Origin of the sequence: Streptomyces sp. SYP-A7185 (assembly GCF_046103685.1) — a bacterium.
Taxonomy (GTDB): Bacteria; Actinomycetota; Actinomycetes; order Streptomycetales; family Streptomycetaceae; genus Streptomyces.
The window spans coordinates 7382426-7399003 of sequence record NZ_CP122310.1 but is presented as its reverse complement, the minus strand read 5'-3'; the positions used below and the strand labels follow the sequence as shown (position 1 = coordinate 7399003).

Annotated in this window: 16 protein-coding genes; 3 read left to right on the top strand and 13 right to left on the bottom strand. The window is 70.9% G+C overall.

Going from position 1 to position 16578, the window contains the following annotated elements; all coding sequences use genetic code 11:
• Nucleotides 1-2: 2 nt before the first annotated feature.
• The 9 genes from QBL25_RS32460 to QBL25_RS32420 form a co-directional block, all read right to left on the bottom strand.
• A complete protein-coding gene (locus QBL25_RS32460; protein ID WP_409060507.1) occupies nucleotides 3-947 on the bottom strand; it encodes an aromatase/cyclase in 945 nt (314 codons plus the stop codon).
• A 44-nt stretch (nucleotides 948-991) separates the two neighbouring features.
• Nucleotides 992-1777, bottom strand: a complete 786-nt coding sequence (gene fabG / locus QBL25_RS32455) for a 3-oxoacyl-ACP reductase FabG (protein WP_409060506.1) — start codon at nucleotides 1775-1777, stop codon at nucleotides 992-994.
• Between the two features lie 30 nt (nucleotides 1778-1807).
• Nucleotides 1808-2080: an acyl carrier protein gene (locus QBL25_RS32450; protein ID WP_409060505.1), complete on the bottom strand. Its 273-nt coding sequence runs from the start codon at nucleotides 2078-2080 to the stop codon at nucleotides 1808-1810.
• A 130-nt stretch (nucleotides 2081-2210) separates the two neighbouring features.
• The gene (locus QBL25_RS32445; RefSeq protein ID WP_409060504.1) at nucleotides 2211-3425 is read right to left on the bottom strand and encodes a ketosynthase chain-length factor; all 1215 of its coding nucleotides are present in this window, start codon (nucleotides 3423-3425) and stop codon (nucleotides 2211-2213) included.
• A complete protein-coding gene (locus tag QBL25_RS32440; protein ID WP_409060503.1) occupies nucleotides 3422-4693 on the bottom strand; it encodes a beta-ketoacyl-[acyl-carrier-protein] synthase family protein in 1272 nt (423 codons plus the stop codon). Before QBL25_RS32440 ends, QBL25_RS32445 begins: the two co-directional genes overlap by 4 nt.
• On the bottom strand, nucleotides 4690-5019 hold the full coding sequence (locus QBL25_RS32435; protein WP_409060502.1) for a TcmI family type II polyketide cyclase: 330 nt from the start codon (nucleotides 5017-5019) through the stop codon (nucleotides 4690-4692). The genes QBL25_RS32440 and QBL25_RS32435 overlap by 4 nt, the downstream gene beginning before the upstream one ends.
• Nucleotides 5020-5107: 88 nt before the next feature.
• Nucleotides 5108-6577 carry an FAD-dependent monooxygenase gene (locus tag QBL25_RS32430; protein WP_409060501.1) on the bottom strand — a complete coding sequence of 490 codons (1470 nt, stop codon included), beginning with the start codon at nucleotides 6575-6577 and terminating at the stop codon, nucleotides 5108-5110.
• A gap of 294 nt (nucleotides 6578-6871) precedes the next feature.
• Nucleotides 6872-7750 carry a helix-turn-helix domain-containing protein gene (locus QBL25_RS32425; protein WP_409060500.1) on the bottom strand — a complete coding sequence of 293 codons (879 nt, stop codon included), beginning with the start codon at nucleotides 7748-7750 and terminating at the stop codon, nucleotides 6872-6874.
• Between the two features lie 131 nt (nucleotides 7751-7881).
• Nucleotides 7882-8658 carry a response regulator transcription factor gene (locus QBL25_RS32420; protein ID WP_409060499.1) on the bottom strand — a complete coding sequence of 259 codons (777 nt, stop codon included), beginning with the start codon at nucleotides 8656-8658 and terminating at the stop codon, nucleotides 7882-7884.
• Between the two features lie 380 nt (nucleotides 8659-9038).
• Between QBL25_RS32420 and QBL25_RS32415 the strand changes: the two genes are divergently transcribed.
• Nucleotides 9039-9752 (top strand): ScbR family autoregulator-binding transcription factor, encoded by a 714-nt coding sequence (locus QBL25_RS32415; RefSeq protein ID WP_409060498.1) that lies wholly within the window; start codon nucleotides 9039-9041, stop codon nucleotides 9750-9752.
• A 234-nt stretch (nucleotides 9753-9986) separates the two neighbouring features.
• Here QBL25_RS32415 and QBL25_RS32410 read toward each other — a convergent pair whose 3' ends face one another.
• From QBL25_RS32410 to QBL25_RS32400, 3 genes are all read right to left on the bottom strand, one after another.
• Nucleotides 9987-10658: a ScbR family autoregulator-binding transcription factor gene (locus QBL25_RS32410; RefSeq protein WP_409060497.1), complete on the bottom strand. Its 672-nt coding sequence runs from the start codon at nucleotides 10656-10658 to the stop codon at nucleotides 9987-9989.
• Between the two features lie 196 nt (nucleotides 10659-10854).
• Complete coding sequence (locus QBL25_RS32405) at nucleotides 10855-11625, bottom strand: SDR family NAD(P)-dependent oxidoreductase (protein WP_409062848.1); 771 nt, start codon at nucleotides 11623-11625, stop codon at nucleotides 10855-10857.
• A 92-nt stretch (nucleotides 11626-11717) separates the two neighbouring features.
• Nucleotides 11718-12410 (bottom strand): HAD family phosphatase, encoded by a 693-nt coding sequence (locus QBL25_RS32400; RefSeq protein ID WP_409060496.1) that lies wholly within the window; start codon nucleotides 12408-12410, stop codon nucleotides 11718-11720.
• A 358-nt stretch (nucleotides 12411-12768) separates the two neighbouring features.
• Here QBL25_RS32400 and QBL25_RS32395 point away from each other — a divergent pair, with 358 nt between their 5' ends.
• Together QBL25_RS32395 and QBL25_RS32390 are read left to right on the top strand one after the other, a co-directional pair.
• Nucleotides 12769-13767: a ScbA/BarX family gamma-butyrolactone biosynthesis protein gene (locus QBL25_RS32395; RefSeq protein ID WP_409060495.1), complete on the top strand. Its 999-nt coding sequence runs from the start codon at nucleotides 12769-12771 to the stop codon at nucleotides 13765-13767.
• Between the two features lie 196 nt (nucleotides 13768-13963).
• Complete coding sequence (locus QBL25_RS32390) at nucleotides 13964-15802, top strand: SGNH/GDSL hydrolase family protein (RefSeq protein ID WP_409060494.1); 1839 nt, start codon at nucleotides 13964-13966, stop codon at nucleotides 15800-15802.
• Here the strand turns inward: QBL25_RS32390 and QBL25_RS32385 are convergent.
• A complete protein-coding gene (locus QBL25_RS32385; protein ID WP_409060493.1) occupies nucleotides 15799-16578 on the bottom strand; it encodes an exodeoxyribonuclease III in 780 nt (259 codons plus the stop codon). The genes QBL25_RS32390 and QBL25_RS32385 overlap by 4 nt on opposite strands.

The following is a 16578-nucleotide window of genomic DNA, read 5'->3' as shown; positions in this document are numbered from 1 at the left end:
GGTCAGCGCCTCGACTCCGCGTAGTCCTTGGCATGGCCGAGGGTGGCGCGGCTGTTGGTGCTGAGCGCCGAGTGCACGTACTCCCTGGCGTCCTCGACGGTCGCGTCGGGGCCGAGGATCCGCGCGATGTTGTCCGGGTTCAGGACGACGGTGTGCTGGGAGGACGCGGCGACGCCGGTGCCGTTCTCCTGGAACGTCCAGTAGCCGGTGTGCAGCGTCATCAGGGCCGGCAGGGTGACCTGCTTGTAGGCGATCTTCTCGTGCGCGAAGGTCACCCGGTAGGACTTCGTGGTGTGGGTGGAGCCGTCCTTGGCCCTGGTGTCCATCTCCAGGGTCTGCAGGCCCGGGGTGTCCTCGTCGAGACGGACCTTGGCCACGTGCGGCAGCCGCTCCTCCCACTTGTCGGCCTCGTCGATGAAGGCGTAGACGTCCTTGGCCGAGCCGTCGATCTGCACGGTGTCCTCGAAGGAGAACGTCAGCGCCTCGGCCGCGTGGGCCCGTTCGACGTTCTCCTTCAAAGCGGCCAGCTCGGAGCGCGAGTTGCGGTCGACCGCCTCGTCGATCCACTTCAGGCCCGCGGGGTCGTCGTCGACCGCGCGGTAGTCGTGCAGGAGCCGCACCCGGGACGAGGCCGCGGAGAGCGCCTCGATGACCCAGGTGCCGCCCATGGAGGCGACGGGGGGCGTGGAGACCGTCTGCCGGAAGGTGATCCGCAGGGCCTCCGGATCGAGGGTGCGGCGCGACGACCAGTTCTTCGCCTCGCCGTTGGCGGTCGCCCAGATCCGTATGAGCTCCTCGTTCCCGCTGCTCTCCACCTGGTCGACGTAGATCGTCGGGGGGAAGATCTGCGGCCAGTTCCGTACCTCCGCTATCAGTCGGTACACGGCCTTTGCCGGTGCCTCGACACTGATCTCGTGCTCCACCTCACGCAGGCCGTGCTGCGACATGTTCACGCTCCTTGACTGGGTTTCGGGTCGGTGCCGCGCGCGGCTCAGAAGTTGCCGAGGCCGCCGCAGACGTTGAGCGCCTGCGCGGTGATGGAGCCGGCGGTGTCCGAGGCGAGGTAGCCGACGAGACCGGCGACCTCCTCCGGCGTGGAGTAGCGGCCCAGCGGGATCTTGGCCTGGAACTTCTCGAGGATGGCGTCCTCGGAGGTGTCGTAGGCGGCCGCGTATCCCTGGCGCACGCGCTGGGCCATCGGCGTCTCGACGTACCCGGGGCAGACCGCGTTGACGGTGATCCCGGTCGGCGCGAGCTCGTTGCCGAGGGACTTGGTGAAGCCCACGACGCCGTGCTTGGAGGCCGAGTACGGGGCGCCGAGCACCACGCCCTGCTTGCCCGCGGTCGAGGCGATGTTGATGATCCGGCCGCGGTCCTTGTGCCGCATGCCGCCGGTGTTGAGCACCTCGCGGGTCATGCGGAACACGCTGTTGAGGTTGGTGTCGATGACGTCGTGCCACAGCTCGTCGGTGAGGTCGGCGGTGACGCCGCCGCCGCTGCGCCCGGCGTTGTTCACCAGAACGTCGACGGTGCCGAAGCGGTCGACGGCGGCCTGCACGAACGCCGTGACGGCCGCCTCGTCGCGTACGTCGAGGACGGCGCCGTCGGCGTCCAGGCCCTCGTCCTGAAGCTGTTTCACGGTCGCGGCGACGTTCTCGGCGTCACGCGCGCCGATGAACACCTTGTGCCCCTGGGTGGCCAGGAGCCGGGCGGCGGCGAGGCCGATCCCGCTGGTGGCTCCGGTGACGAGGGCGACGCGCTGGTTGTCCTGTGCCATGGTGTTCGGTTCTCCCTGGATGCCGGGGGGTCAGGCGGCGGTGGCGGTGGGGGCGAGCTGCGCGCCGACCGCGTCGATGAGGGTGCGGGGGGTGGCGGCGTCGGTGACCACGTCGTCGTCGAGGGTCACGCCGTACTCGCGCTCGATCCGGCTGCTCGTCTCGAGCATCGCGAGCGACTCGTAGCCCAGCTCCTCGAACGGCACGTCGAGGATGTCTCCGTCGAGGTCGATGCCCTCGTCGGCGCCCGCGCCTTCGAGCAGGATGCGCTTGAGGTCGTCGAGGGTGAAGTTGTGAGCGGACACGTCGTTCCCTTCGTGGTGCGGTCAAGTGGTGTGCCGCCGCGAGCGGTTCGCGGCGGGGTGTGCGGGTGCTGCGCGCCCCCGCCGGCCTCCCAGGGGGGTGGGAGCCGGCGGGGGCGCGGTCGGTGGGCCGCTAGTCGGCGGCGCGCACGACCAGGGCGGAGTTGAAGCCGCCCTCGCCGCGCGCCAGGACCAGGGCGGTGCGCACCTCGGCGGGGCGCGGCTGGTTCACGACCAGGTCCAGGCCGTAGGCGGCGTCGGGCGCGACGTTCACCGTGGGCGGGATCAGGCCCTCGTCGATGGCGAGCAGCGCGGCGGCCACGTCCAGCGGGGCCGCGCCCGAGTAGAGCCGCCCCGTCATCGTCTTCGGGGCGGTGACGACGACCTGGCCGCGGCCGAAGACCGCGTTGAGGGCCTCCGCCTCGACGCGGTCGAGTTCGGGGACGGCAGCGGCGTCCGCGAAGACGACGTCGACGTCCTGCGGGGCGACCCCGGCGTCCGCGAGGGCGATCTCGATGGCCTTGCGCAGGCCGGGCTCGCGTCCGCTGCCCGGCTTCGGGTCGAAGGTCGCGCCGTACCCGGCGAGCGTGCCGTAGACCTTGGCGCCGCGCTTGCGGGCGGCGTCCGCGTCCTCCACGACGAGGATCGCGCCGCCCTCGCCGGGCACGTGCCCGGCGGCGTCGGCGTCGAAGGGCAGATAGGCGCGGCCGGGCTCGTCCCGGGTGCTGAGCCGGCCGCCGGCCAGCTGCGCCACCCAGCCCCAGGGGCAGATGGAGGCGTCGATGGAGCCGGAGACGATCAGGCTGGTGCCCTTGCGTATCTGGCGGCGCGCCTGCGCGAGGGCGTCGAGCCCGCCCGCCTGGTCGCTGACGACGACCCCGCTGGGGCCCTTCATGCCGTTGCGGATGGAGATCTGGCCGCTGTTGACGGCGTAGAACCAGGCGAAGGACTGGTACGCGGACACGTACTGGCTGCCCTTGCTCCACAGCTTCTGCAGCTCGCCCTGGCCGAACTCGAAGCCGCCCGACGAACTCGCCGTGATGACGCCCATGTCGAACTCGGACATCTTCTCCGGCTCGACGCCCGCGTCGGCGAGCGCCCAGTCGGTGGCGACGAGCGCCATGCGCGTCATCCGGTCGGTCTGCGGCAGGAGCCTGCTGGGCAGTACGTCCTCGGCGACGAAGCCGGGGACCTCGCCCGCGAGCGTGGCCGGGTAGGGCGTCGGGTCGAAGCGCGTGACGCGCCCGATGCCGCTCTTGCCGCTGCGCGTGGCCGCCCAGTAGTCCTCCGCTCCCAGGCCGTTGGGGGCGGCGATGCCCAGGCCCGTCACCACGGCGGATGCCGTCATGCGCCCTTCCTCTCCGGGTTGGCGAGCACCATGGCGCTCTGGAATCCGCCGAACCCGCTGCCGACGGTCAGGACCGTGTCGGTGCGCCAGTCGCGTGCCGTGATCGGCACGTAGTCCAGGTCGCACTGCGGGTCGGGGGTGTGCAGGTTGGCCGTCGGGGGCACCACGTCGTACTCCATGGCCAGCGCGGACGCGGCGATCTCGATGGAGCCGATCGCGCCCAGCGAGTGCCCCACCATCGACTTGATGGAGCTCACCGGCGTGCGGTAGGCGTGGTCGCCGAGGCTCTTCTTGAAGGCCGCGGTCTCGTGCCGGTCGTTCTGCTTGGTGCCCGAGCCGTGCGCGTTGATGTAGTCGATCTGGTCGCCGTTGATCCGGGCCTCGTCCAGCGCCACCCGGATCGCCTCGGCCATCTCCGCGCCGTCGGGCCGCAGACCCGTCATGTGGTACGCGTTGCTGCGCGCCCCGTAGCCCGCGATCTCGGCGTAGATGTGGGCGTGCCGGCGCCGGGCGCTCTCCAGCTCTTCGAGCACGAAGACCGCCGAGCCCTCGCCGAGGACGAATCCGTTGCGGGTGTTGTCGAAGGGCCTCGACGCCTGCTCGGGTGCGTCGCTGCGCGGGGTCGTGGCCTTGATCGCGTCGAAGCAGGCCAGCGTGATCGGGGAGATCGGCGCGTCCGACGAACCGGCGATCATGACGTCGGTGCTGCCCTCGCGGATGAGTTCCACCGCGTGGCCCACCGAGTCGATGCCGGAGGTGCAGCCCGTGGAGACGACCGTGGAGGGGCCCTCGGCGCCGACGGCCCAGGCGACCTCGGCGGCGAACGAGCTGGGCACGAGGTAGTTGTAGAGGTGCGGCACGGCGTACGCGTGGTCGACGAGGTCGAGTTGGCCGCCGTCGCTCACGACGCGGTACTCCTCGTCGAGCCCCATGGTCGCGCCGACGGCGCTGCCCACGGTGACCCCGATCCGGTGGGGGGCGTACTCCCCCAGCTCCACCCCGCTGTCGGCGACCGCCTCGCGCGTCGCGACGACGGCGAGCTGCGCGGCCCGGTCCATGCGCCGGATCTCCTGCGGGCTCAGGCCGTGCGCCCCGGCGTCGAAGTCGATCTCGGCGGCGACCCGGGAGCGGAAGGGCTCCGGGTCGAAGAAGGTGATGCCGCGCGTGGCCGTGCGGCCCTCGCTGAGCAGCCCCCAGAAGTTCTTGGTCCCGATGCCGCCGGGGGCGACGACACCGATTCCCGTGATGACGACGCGGCGACCCGTCACTGGGACGCCTCCCAGTGGTAGAAGCGCTTGGCCATGGCGTCGGCGGGCGAGCGCCAGGTCGCCGGGTCGTACGCCTCGATGAACGGCTTGAGGTCCTGGCTGATGCCGACGAACCGCGGGTCGGTCTTGGCCTCCTCTATCAGCTCTCCGCCGTTGTCCTGGTCGAAGTCCTGCAGATGGAAGTACAGCCCGCGGTACGAGAACAGCTGGCGGCGCCGCGTGCCCATGCGGTGCGGCATCTCGGTGTCGTCGAACCCGCCGAACAGGCGGGCCACGTCGGCGCCGGAACCGGGGTCCATCCGGGCCACGATCAAGGTGCTGTGCATGTCTTCTCTCTCCTCCACTACCTACCGGATCGGTCCGGTCTTCGCGCGTGTGCGGTGGATCTGGTCGTGCCGTGCCCGGGCGGTCGCCCTAGCGGGAGGGGCCGAACCAGCGCTCCAGGGACATGGGCAGGTCGTCGTGGCTGCCGGGGGCGGCCCAGGCCACGTATCCGTCGGGGCGGACCAGGACGGCCGTGGTGCCCGCCAGTGCGCTGCTCTCGTCCAGGGCGTGCGGGGCCGCGGTGACCACGTCCACGCGGTCGGCCCAGCCGGTGGCCCTGCGGCGCAGCACGGCGTTGTCCGCCAGGTCGAGCAGTACGCCGCGGCCCGCGTGCAGCAGCCGGGTCACCCGGGTCTTGAAGTCGGCGCCCACCAGCTCCAGGTCGGGCATCCGGCGGCCGAGCAGCGGATGGCGCCCGCCGCCGACGTCGTAACGGATCTCCAGGCCGCTGACCATGCCCGCGAGGTGGCGGCTGACCTCCTCGTACTGGATCAGTTCGCCCAGGACGTCGCGCAGCGGCTGCACCTCGGAGCCGCTGAGGAACAGCAGGCCCTGGGCGCGGGTGTTCATCAGGAGCCGCTGCCCGACGGGGTGCCGCTCGTCGTGGTACGTGTCGAGCAGCGCCTCGGGGGCCTTGCCGCGCACCACGGCCGCGAGCTTCCAGCCGAGGTTCATCGCGTCCTGGATGCTGGTGTTCATGCCCTGGCCGCCGGCGGGCAGGTGGATGTGCGCGGAGTCGCCGGCGAGCAGGATCCGGCCGCGGCGGTACTCGGTGGCCTGCCGGGTGGCGTCGCCGAAGGAGCTGACCCACACCGGCTTGCCGTGCGAGATGTCCTCCCCCGTGACCCGCTTCCAGCCGACGACCACTTCGTCGTACGACGGGGCGCTGGTGCGCTTCTGCGGCGGGGTGCCGCGCTCGCAGAGGATGAGGCGGGTGATGCCGCCCGGCAGTGGGCCGACCATCACCATGCCGTTCGCGAACGTCTCGCCGATCATGCGGGGTTCGAGGTCGAGACCCTCCACGTCGGCGAGGAACATCTCCAGGGTGGCGGCGGTGCCGGGGAAGTCGAAGCCGGCGGCCTTGCGGACCATGCTGCGGCCGCCGTCGCAGCCGACCAGGTACCCGGCGCGCAGGGTGTACGCGCCGTCCGGTCCGCGCACCCCCACCTCGACGCCGTCGCCGTCGTCCTCGATGGACGTCACTTCGTGGCCGCGCCGCAGATCCGTGCCCAGTTCGGTGACCCAGGCCTCCAGCGCCGCCTCGGTCTGCGACTGCGGCACCGACTTGGCCGCCTGGTGCGCGCCTTCGAGCACCGCGAAGTCCACGGGCAGGCCGCCGAAGTGGCCGACGTTGCTGGTCTCGACGTCACCGAAGCGGGTGAGCAGTCCGCGCTGGTCGAACACCTCCATGGTGCGGGCGGTGAAGCCGAGGCCGCGGGACTCGCCGGTCCGCTCCGGAAGACGCTCCAGGGCGATGACGTCGACTCCCGCGAGCCGCAGCTCACCGGCGAGCACAAGCCCTGCCGGTCCCGCTCCCACGACAATCACTGCGGCGTCCATACGCATCTCCTTGGTAATCGTCGAAATTCCTGCCCGGCAGCTCGACACAGAGCAGCGGAAGCTATTGATTAGCTTCTTCGCCGGGGCAGTCCTTTTCAAGATTCCCCATGTCATACGTTGGTGAAGTTGAGTCATGAATAGGTGCGGGGATCCGCCGGACACGTAAAAGAGAAATGCCAGGGGAATGTCAGAGGAAAGTCAGAACGGCAGTTCAGCGCCGGTCCTGCCGCGGCACGCGAAAGGCCCAGCCGGCGTCTGCCGGCTGGGCCTGTGGGCTCCTGGTGGGGGGACGGTTCAGAGGGTGCGCGCGGCGCGGCGCCGGAAGCTCTCGTGCACGTCCTGCTCGAAGTAGTAGGTGCGTCCCAGGCGCTGCTCGCGCCGCCAGCGCTGCTCGCTCGCGAGCCGGTAGACGGTGCCCTTGGGGGTCCCCCAGAGGCGGCAGACGTCCGCCGCCGTCAGCCACCGCGCCGCGGCGGGGCGTTCGGCGGCCGCCGCCTTGGGGACCTGGGCGATCGCGCGGCTGAGCTCCGTCCACTGGTGGCGCTCCCACACGTGCTCGGCGTTCTCGTCGCACCGGATCTCGGAGGCCGTGACGGCGGCGGACGCGTTGACGACCGCCGTCAGCTCGCCCCGGCAGCCCTGCGTCGCGCACGGGCCGACCCGCACCGTGCGGCGGGGCTCCTCGTGGGCGATCCGGCGCGCCCTGCGGACGAGCAGCGCCACCTCCCTGGTCGCCTCGGGGACGGCGGGGTGGGCGGCGAGCCAGTCGGCATGCCGGACCAGGAATGCGGAGAGCGGCAGGACGGAACGCCGGGGAGCGGAAAGTCCGCGGCCTTCGGCGACAAGTCCGCACCAGGAACTGAGGGTGGTGAGAATCGATGTCCGCACATCGGCGGCGGCGCCGTTGAAAGGCATTCCGGGCAGCGATCCGCTGCCGTGCCGATTACCGGGCAATTGCGGCGTGCCGCCGCCCAATACCGCTCCGCATTCCTCATAGAGGCCGGGAAGCCGCCGCAGCCGTACGGCGAACGCCTCGCGGCAGACCGGGCACAGGCGCCGCCCGCGCACGGCCAGGAGGCGGTGACCCTCACCGGTCGCCGCGCGGTACGTGCATCCGTCCCCCTCGCACAGGGCGTTGGTGGTCGTGCGGGCGGCCGCTGTCCGGTGCGTCACTGTCGTCTCCGAAAGTCTCTCGGTAGGTCTCGCGCTGTGTATCGCGCTGTGCATCGCGCCATGTCTCGCCAGGTGACTCGTCGTGTGTCGCGTCAGGCGTCTCGTCGTGGGGCCGGGAACCGACGGAGTCGTCATGCGTGCCCGAACCGGAATCCGACGCCCCGGACGGTGATGATCCAGCCGCTGCACCCGAGCTTGTGGCGCAGGCTGCTGACATGGGTGTCGACGGTCCTGCGCGACCACGAGTCGCCCCAGACCCGCTGCATCAGCTGTTTGCGTGGGATGACCGTGTCGGGGTAGGAGGCCAGCAGATAGAGGAGGTCGAACTCTTTGCGCGTGACCTCGATGCGCCGCCCTTCGAGGCTGACCTCGCGGGTGCCCGCGTCGATGCTCAACGGCCCGCGGGAGATGGCCTCGGCCGTGGACGGCTGCCGCGCGGCGCGGCGCATGACGGCCTCCATGCGGGCCATCAGCTCCCGGAATCCGTAGGGCTTCACCAAGTAGTCGTCGGCGCCGGCCTGGAGCCCGAGCACGCGGTCGAGTTCGCTGCCGCGGCCGGTGACGGCGATGATCGGGATGTCACTGATCCGCCGGATGTCCCGGCAGACCTCCAGCCCGTCCAGATCGGGCAGTTCGAGGTCGAGCAGGATCAGATCCGCCGTCTCGTACGAACGCAGCGCCGCGCGTCCCGTCGTGACGTGCTCGACCTGGTGACTGTGCCTGCGCAGCCCTTTCACCAGGCAGTTGGCATCGCTGACGTCGTTCTCGGCCACCAGCACGCGCCATACGTCGGACGTGCTGCGGCTTTCCCTCCCCGTGACGTCGACCTGCCGGACCAGCACGGACGCTCTCACGTCCCGTGCGGTCGATATATGAGGCTCCAGAAGGTTTGCCGCACTCTGATTCATCGTCTTCCCCCTCGATCGATGCAGCTCAGCTACTACCTCGCGTCAATCGGACTGAAATTTACAAACCTCGGTGCCGGTTTGTCAAAGAAAAAAGCTTCGCCGTGACCCACGCCGCAGCGCACTGGAAACCGGACATATGCCCGCCAACCCGTGCGAAACCTCAGGCTCCGAAGCCCTCGACCCCGCAACGGTACGGGGAAAGTCTGCTCTTGCCGTAGAAACGAAACAGACTTGGCGGTTTAAATACAGTTCATGAACCAGACTCTCCCCCGCTCCGGCCGGGGTCCGCCGTCCGGCGTGCCCTCCCGACTCCCCACCAGCACCTGCCAGCTCCCCGCCGAGCCCCCTTTGGCGACCCGCTCGAAACCGTCAGGAATCCCATGACCAAGCAGGAACGGGCCGTTCGTACACGATCCCAGCTGATCGCCGCGGCCGCCCTCGCGTTCCATCAGAACGGCTTCACCCGCACGAGCCTCACCGGCATCAGTCACCAAGTAGGCGTCAGTTCAGGGGCGTTGTACTTCCACTTCGAGAGCAAGGAAGCACTGGCCACGGAGGTGGTGAGCCGGGCGTCGCGCGCGCTCCAGGACTCGGCGCGGCACGTCTACCGCGTCAGCACCTCGTCCCTCCAGTGCCTGATCGACACCTCGCACGCGCTCGCCGAACTCCTGCGCTCCGACACCGTGGTCAAGGCCGGGTTCCAGCTCAACTGCGCCGGGCACGGCGGAAACCGGACCGATCTGCGCCAGGACTGGCAGGTCTGCGTCCAGCGGCTGCTCGCCGAGGCGGCCAAGGAGGGCACCTTGGCTCCCGGCGCTTCGCGGCAGAGCATCGTGACGGCGGTGGTGGCGGCCACGGTCGGTTTCGAGGTGCTGAGCCGCGACGACTACCAGTGGCTCTCGCGGCACTCGCTGACCGGCTTCTGGAGCCTGCAACTCCCGGGCATAGCCACCCCGGAGAGCCTGGGGCTGCTCAGCGCCGCGGGCTCGGAGGCGGCCTTGCAGGGCCCGCGCGTCACCCGGCCCGGTGAGACCCGGTGGGCCCGCGCGGACGGCCCGCGGACCGGCGGCCCCGGGGCGCGCCGCTTCCCCTGAGCCCGCCCACCCCTGGCAGACGGCCGAGCCGTTCGTCAGGGGCGCCGAGGCCCCGAGGCGCCCGGACCCCGCGCCCCGGCCGGCCCCGCTCGCCGACCTGCCACGCGCCGTGGGCGGCCACGCAAGAACGGGCCGAGCCGGCACGCCTCCAGGGCGCCCGGTCCGACCCGCGCGGAAAACGCCGTACGCGGCCCCGTCAGACCGCTCCCGTCACCTCAGACCGCTCCCGTCACCTCAGACCGCCGCGGCCACGCTCTCCGGCTCGTCCGACCGCGCCATCTCCGCCTCGACCAGCTCGCCGCGCCCCGGGGACATGTCCAGGGTGGCGAGGACGCCGGGCAGCGCGATGCTGGGCATGATGTGCCGGTACAGCGCGGCCGCCCGGTGCCGCAGCTCCGATTGCTCGCCGGTCGACCGCGCCATCATGTTGATCCCGGCGTACGCGCCCACGATGATCAGACCCGATTCGAGCGGATCGACGTGCGGCAGCAACTCGCCGTTGTTCTTGGCCTGTTGGAGCGTGTCCACGTTCAGCTCGGACCAGTTGCGGTACGGGCCGCTGCGGTCAAGGCGCGGGCCCGTGTCGTCCAGGGCGAGACGGACGCTCCCGCGCACCACGGGGTCGTACGTCAGGCGGTGGGCGAACACCATGCCGATGTCGACCACCTCCTGAAGCTTCGACTTCCGGGGGATGACGGGCAGCCCCTCACTCACCTGTGCGGCGAGGACCGCGAGAGCGAGCGCCTCCTTGGACTCGAAGTGGAAGTACAGCGCCCCTTTGGTCACTTCCGCACGGGTGAGGATGTCCGTGATTTTGGCGGCTTCGTACCCGCACTCCTCGAAGACGCCCGCGGCGGCTTCGAGGATCACGCGGCGGGTCCTGATCCCGCGGTCCTGCTTCGCCATGGCCACTCCATCCATAGGTGCCCATCCGTGCGGGCCCGTATCTACCTCCACGTGCCGGTGCACGCTGACGGCCCATTCTAAACCGCCTGGTCTGTATGTAATCAATACGTCGGACGCATATGCTTCCGCGCCCGTTTACACAAGAGGGCGTCCGGAAGCCACAGAAGCCCCCGAACGCCCCACCCGACCACCCGCGTCACACGATGGTGAGACCGCCGTCCACCGGCATGGCCACGCCCGTGACGAACGAGGCGCGGTCGCTGAGGAGCCAGGCCGCCGCCGCGGCCACTTCCTCGGGCTCGGCGGTGCGGGGCTGCGGGGTCGCCTGGTGCAGCACCTCCTCGATGCCGGGGTTCTGGGCGAACCACTCCCCCACGACCTCGGTCCGCGTCGTGCCCGGGGCCAGCGCGTTCACCCGGATCCCCTGGGCCGCGTACTCCGCGGCGGCGGCCTTGGTGAGCCCGAGCACGGCGTGCTTCGCGGCCACGTAGGGCGCGGCCACCGGGGTGGCGATGAGGCCGCCCACGCTGCTGGTGTTCACGATCGCGCCGCCCCCGGAGGCGAGCATCGCGCCGATCTCGTCCCGCAGGCAGTTCCACACCCCGCGTACGTTGACGTCCATGATCTGGTCGTAGAGGCCGTGGTCCATGAGGTGCAGCGGGGTGCGTCCCGTGCCCCAGCCGGCGTTGTTGAAGGCCGCGTCCAGCTTTCCGAAGCGGTCCACCGCGTGGGCGACCGCCGCCGCCGTGTCCGCGGGGCGCGTCACGTCCGTCACCACGTACTCGGCCTCGTGGCCCGCCTCGGCCAGCTCCGCGACGAGCTGCTTGAGCCGGTCCTCCCTGCGCGCCGCGAGGACGACCTTGGCGCCCTCGCGGGCGAAGACGCGGGCCGCCGCCTCCCCGATGCCGCTGCTGGCCCCCGTGATCAACGCCACCCGGCCGTCGAGCAATGCCCCGTGCTTGGTCATCGACTTCTCTCCCCCTGCCACTTCTGGCTCCTCTGTCATTTCCGGCACTTCTGGTGCCTTGTCACTTCAAGGCGACGCTCTGGTACGGCGGTTCAGGACCACGAGGTCCCGGCGGCGGCCTCGGCGTCGACCGTGCGCAGCAGGTCCTCGTCGATCTCCGCGAGCGAACCGACCACGTGGCGGACCCCCGTCTCGGCCATCAACGCGCCCTGGTGGCCGTGCTCGAAGCCGCTCGGGTGGCCGATGAACGGCACGCCGAGACCCTTGGCCACCTCGGCCACCCGCGCCACGTCGTCGATGAAGAGCGCCTGCGCCGGTTCAAGACCGAAGACGTCGCGGACGATCTCGTGCACACCGGGCCTGAAGTCATTGGTGCAGACGTACTGCGGCGCGTCGAAGAGCGGGGCGAGATCGCCGAGGTAGCGGTCGAAGTGGGTCTTCTCCAGGCCGCCGTAGCAGATCGTGCGCAGGCCCAGGGAGCGCAGCCTGCCCAGGAGTTCGGCCGCTCCGTCGAGGACGCGGATCGGGTCCTCGACGAGGTACTTCTCACGCTCGGCGAAGTAGAGGTCCCGGATCTCCTCCGGCGACTCCGTCATTCCCGCCGCCGCTCCGAGCGCCTCGCAGGCGATCAGCTGCGTCTGGGAGAAGATCTCGCGCTCGGTCGCCGCGTCGTAGCTGCCGCCGCGACTGGTGATGAAGTGGTGGATCACGGGACTGAAGGTGTCGTTGAGGAGCACGCCGTCGATGTTCACGGCGGCGAGCCGTATCTGCTGAAGGTCCTGCACTGGATCCCCCGTATTGAGGCCGTTGAGGCAGTTGAGGCACGACGTTGCGTCAAGAAAGCGGAAAAAAACCGCGTGGGACGGATGTTCTGCGTCAGGAACATACCGGAAACAGCATGATCACAGCAGTGTGAGATCAAGATCGAGGCAGATGTACGAGACACGGGTCAAGCGCAGTTGAACGACGAACAGCCTGTCAACCTGCGAAAACAGGAGGCCGTCGAGTGAGCGACTGAGCAGCCGCGCCCGGAGTCCCGGAAAGTTGCTCACGAATCTTGTTGTAAACCAAACCACGAAGTACGTATCTTTTGGTCAGCCAGAACGCACGTCTCGGTCTGTCGACATTTTCTATGGGGGAACCATGCTGCAGACGCTGGAGTCAACGGAGCCGGTCCGCACGTCGGACGCACACCGCTCCGCCGAGAGATCGCCGAAGACCATCGAAGCCACGCTGACCAGGACCGTTCCGCGCGAATTCGTGCACCGGGCCGCAGTGGCCGAGGTCTTCCTCACGGACATACGACAGCTGAGCGACGAGCAGTTCACGGTCACCGCGCAGTGGCCCCGGGGGCACAGCTTCTACGGTTCGCTGCACGGCAGGTACGACCCCCTGCTGATCGCCGAGACCATACGCCAGGTCGGTGCGCTCCTGTCCCACACGGTCTTCGACGTGCCGCTCACCCACAAGTTCCTGCTGTGGGACCTCAACTACACGGCACTCCCCGAAGGCCTCGTCGTGGACGCGGCACCGGCCGACCTCGAACTCGCCGTGACCTGCACCGAGATCCGCCGCCGCGGCAACCGCCTGGCCGGCCTGCGGTACGAGGCCACGATCCGGCACGCCGAGCGCATCATCGCCACCGGCGGCGCCAGCTTCACCACCACCTCGCCCGAGGCCTACCGCCGGCTGCGCGCGGCCCGTCTCGAAGCCTCCACCGGGCCCGTGGTCCCGGGGACGTCCGTGCCGCCCCAGCTGGTCGCCCGCACCTCCCCGTTCGACGTCGTCCTCGCCCCGGCCGAGCAGCCCGGACGCTGGCAGCTGCGGGTCAACGCCGCCCACCCGGTCCTCTTCGACCACTACGTCGACCACGTCCCCGGCATGGTCCTCCTGGAGGCGGCCCGCCAGGCGGCGCACGCCATCGGGTCGCAGGGCCGCCCGCTCCTCCCCGTCACGCTGGACAGCACCTTCCACCGGTACGCGGAGTTCGACACCCCGTGCTGGGTGGACGCCGAGATCGTCGACACGGACGCCTCGTCGCCCGACGCGTGCACGGTCCGCGTCACCGGCCGCCAGGACGACGAGATCGTCTTCACCACCACGGTGGGCCTGACGACGCTGAGCCCGACACCGATGCAGTAGTCCGCCGAGGGGCCGGGTGCGGCGGAACGGTGTCCGCCGCACCCGAACGGCCGCATCGCGTCCGACGCGCTCGCCCCGGTATCCCGGCGAGTTCGGGTCATGTTCACGCGCACCTCATTGACGCTTCTCCCTGGCCTCCTTAGCTTCATGGCGCACCTGTCGTCACGTCAGCTTCAGCCAAGGGGAGGGGTCTGGTGTGCGTCCACGCAGCTCGCGTACCTCGCGCACGTCACGCATCTGGGGAGCGGCCGCCGTACTCGCGGTACTCACGGGCGTCGTCCCCGTGGCGAGCGCCCAGGCCGCACCGCACGGACCCGGGCCGCTCCCCCTGGAGCGGCTCTTCGACAACAGGGCGGTCAGCGACGACGCCCGGCCCGGCGACGCGGACTTCGACGGCGCCGGCGGCTCCCTCTCGGCGCGGGACCTGACGGCCGCGGGCTGGACCCCGGGCCGCCCGCTCGCCGTGGACGGGGCACGGCTGACCTGGCCCCGCGCCCGCCCCGGACGAGCGGACAACGTCCGTGCCGACGGCCAGTCCGTACGGGTCCGCGGGCGCGGGGACGCCCTGGCGTTCCTGGTCGCGGGCACGGGCGGCGAGGCGAGCGGCGCGGGGACGGTGCGCTACCGGGACGGCTCCCGGGGGACGTACCGCCTGACGGCACCCGACTGGCGCTCGGGCCCGCTCGCCACGAAGGCGGTCGCACTGCCGCACGTGAACACGCCGGGCGGCCAACTCGCCGAGAAGGCGCGGCTGTACGTCGTGACCGTGCCGGTGGCGCGCGGGCGCGAGGTCGCCTCGGTGACCCTGCCGAAGGACCCGGGCGCCCCGGATCTGCACGTCTTCTCGCTCTCCGTGCGGCAGCAGGCCAAGGGGTGGACCGGCAGCTGGTCGGCGTCGACGGCCGGGTACACGGCGGTGGGTCCGTGGGCCGACCGGACCGTGCGGCTCGTCGTGCACACCAGTACGGGCGGGCCGCGGGTGCGGATCCGGCTCGACAACACCTTCGCCTCGGCGCCGGTCCGGATCGGGAGCGCGACGGTGGCGGTGCAGGAGTCCGGGGCCGGGGCGCGGGGCGAGCCGCGTGCGCTGTCCTTCCGGGGCGGGCCCGGCACCGAGATCCCGGCGGGGGCGCAGGCGTTCAGCGACCCGCTCGACTTCGACGTGCCCGAGGACACGAACCTCCTGGTGAGCTTCCACCTGCCGGAGGCGGTGACGACGGCTCCCGTCCACAGCCAGGCCATCCAGCGCTCGTACGTGAGCGGGCCCGGCGACCACGCCGCGGACGGCTCCCCGGCGGCGTACACCTCGACGATCACCACCTGGCCGCTGCTCACGGGCGTCGACGTGGCCGGCGGGCCCGGCTCCGTGGTGCTCCTCGGCGACTCCATCACGGACGGCGTGAAGTCGACGCAGGACGCGAACCACCGCTGGCCCAACGTGCTGGCCACGCGGCTGCTCCAGCAGGACGACGTGCCGCGCCTGGGGGTCCTCAACCAGGGGATCTCGGCGAACCGCGTGGTCGCGGACCGCTATCCCGGCGACGGTGTCTCCACCGACACCGGCGGCGTCAGCGCACTGCACCGACTGGACCGTGACGTGTTCGCCCAGACCTCGGCCCGTACGGTCGTGGTCTTCGAGGGCGTCAACGACGTGCGGTGGGGCGCGACGGCGGACCAGGTGACCGCGGGATTGCGGGAGATCTCTGAGCGGGCCCGCGCCCGGGGGCTGCGGGTCCTCGCCGCCACGATCGCGCCCTGCCGGGGCGAGTCCCTGTGCACGGCCGCGGCGGACGCCGAGCGCGTGAAGATCAACGACTATCTGCGGGACGGCGACGCCTTCGACGCCGTCCTGGACTTCGACGCGGTGCTCCGGGATCCGGCGAACCCGTCACGGATGCTGCCCGCGTACGACAGCGGGGACCATCTGCATCCGGGGGACGCGGGGCTCGCCGCGATCGCGGAGTCGGTGGATCTGCGGAAGCTGGTCGACGAGCGGCGGGAGGGGGCGGGGCTCGCCCCACCCCCTCTTTCCTAGACGTCCAGGTCCACCACGACCGGTGCGTGGTCGGACGCGCCCTTGCCCTTGCGCTCTTCGCGGTCCACGTACGCGTCGGAGACGGCCTTCGCGAACGGCTCGTTCCCGTACACCAGGTCGATGCGCATGCCCTTGTTCTTGGGGAAGCCGAGCTGGCGGTAGTCCCAGTACGTGAAGGGGTGGTCGTACTTCAGGGGCCTCGGCACGATGTCCGAGAGCCCGGCCTCGCGCAGGGCGGCGAGCGCCGCGCGCTCGGCGGGAGTCACGTGCGTGGCGCCCTCGAACAGGCTGGGGTCCCACACGTCCGCGTCGGTCGGCGCGACGTTGAAGTCGCCGAGGACCGCGAACGGCCGCGGGCCCGCCGCGTCGGCGGCGACCGCGGCCTTCAGCGCCTCGAACCAGCTCAGCTTGTACGCGTAGTGCGCGTGGTCGACCTCGCGGCCGTTCGGCACGTACACCGACCAGACGCGGGCCGGGCCGCAGGTGGCGGAGATCGCGCGGGGCTCCTGCACCCCGTCGTAGTCCGGCCCGCCGGGCAGGCCGGTCGTCACGTCCTCCAGGCCGACCCGGGAGACCAGCGCCACGCCGTTCCACCGGCCCGTCGCGTTCACCGCGGACTCGTAGCCCAGCTCGCGGAGCTCGGCGGCGGGGAACTGCTCCGCGGTGGTCTTGGTCTCCTGGATGCACAGCACATCCGTACCGCTGCTCTCCAGCCAGGCGAGCAGCCTGGGCAGCCGAGCGGTGATCGAGTTCACGTTCCAGGTGGCGATGCGCAT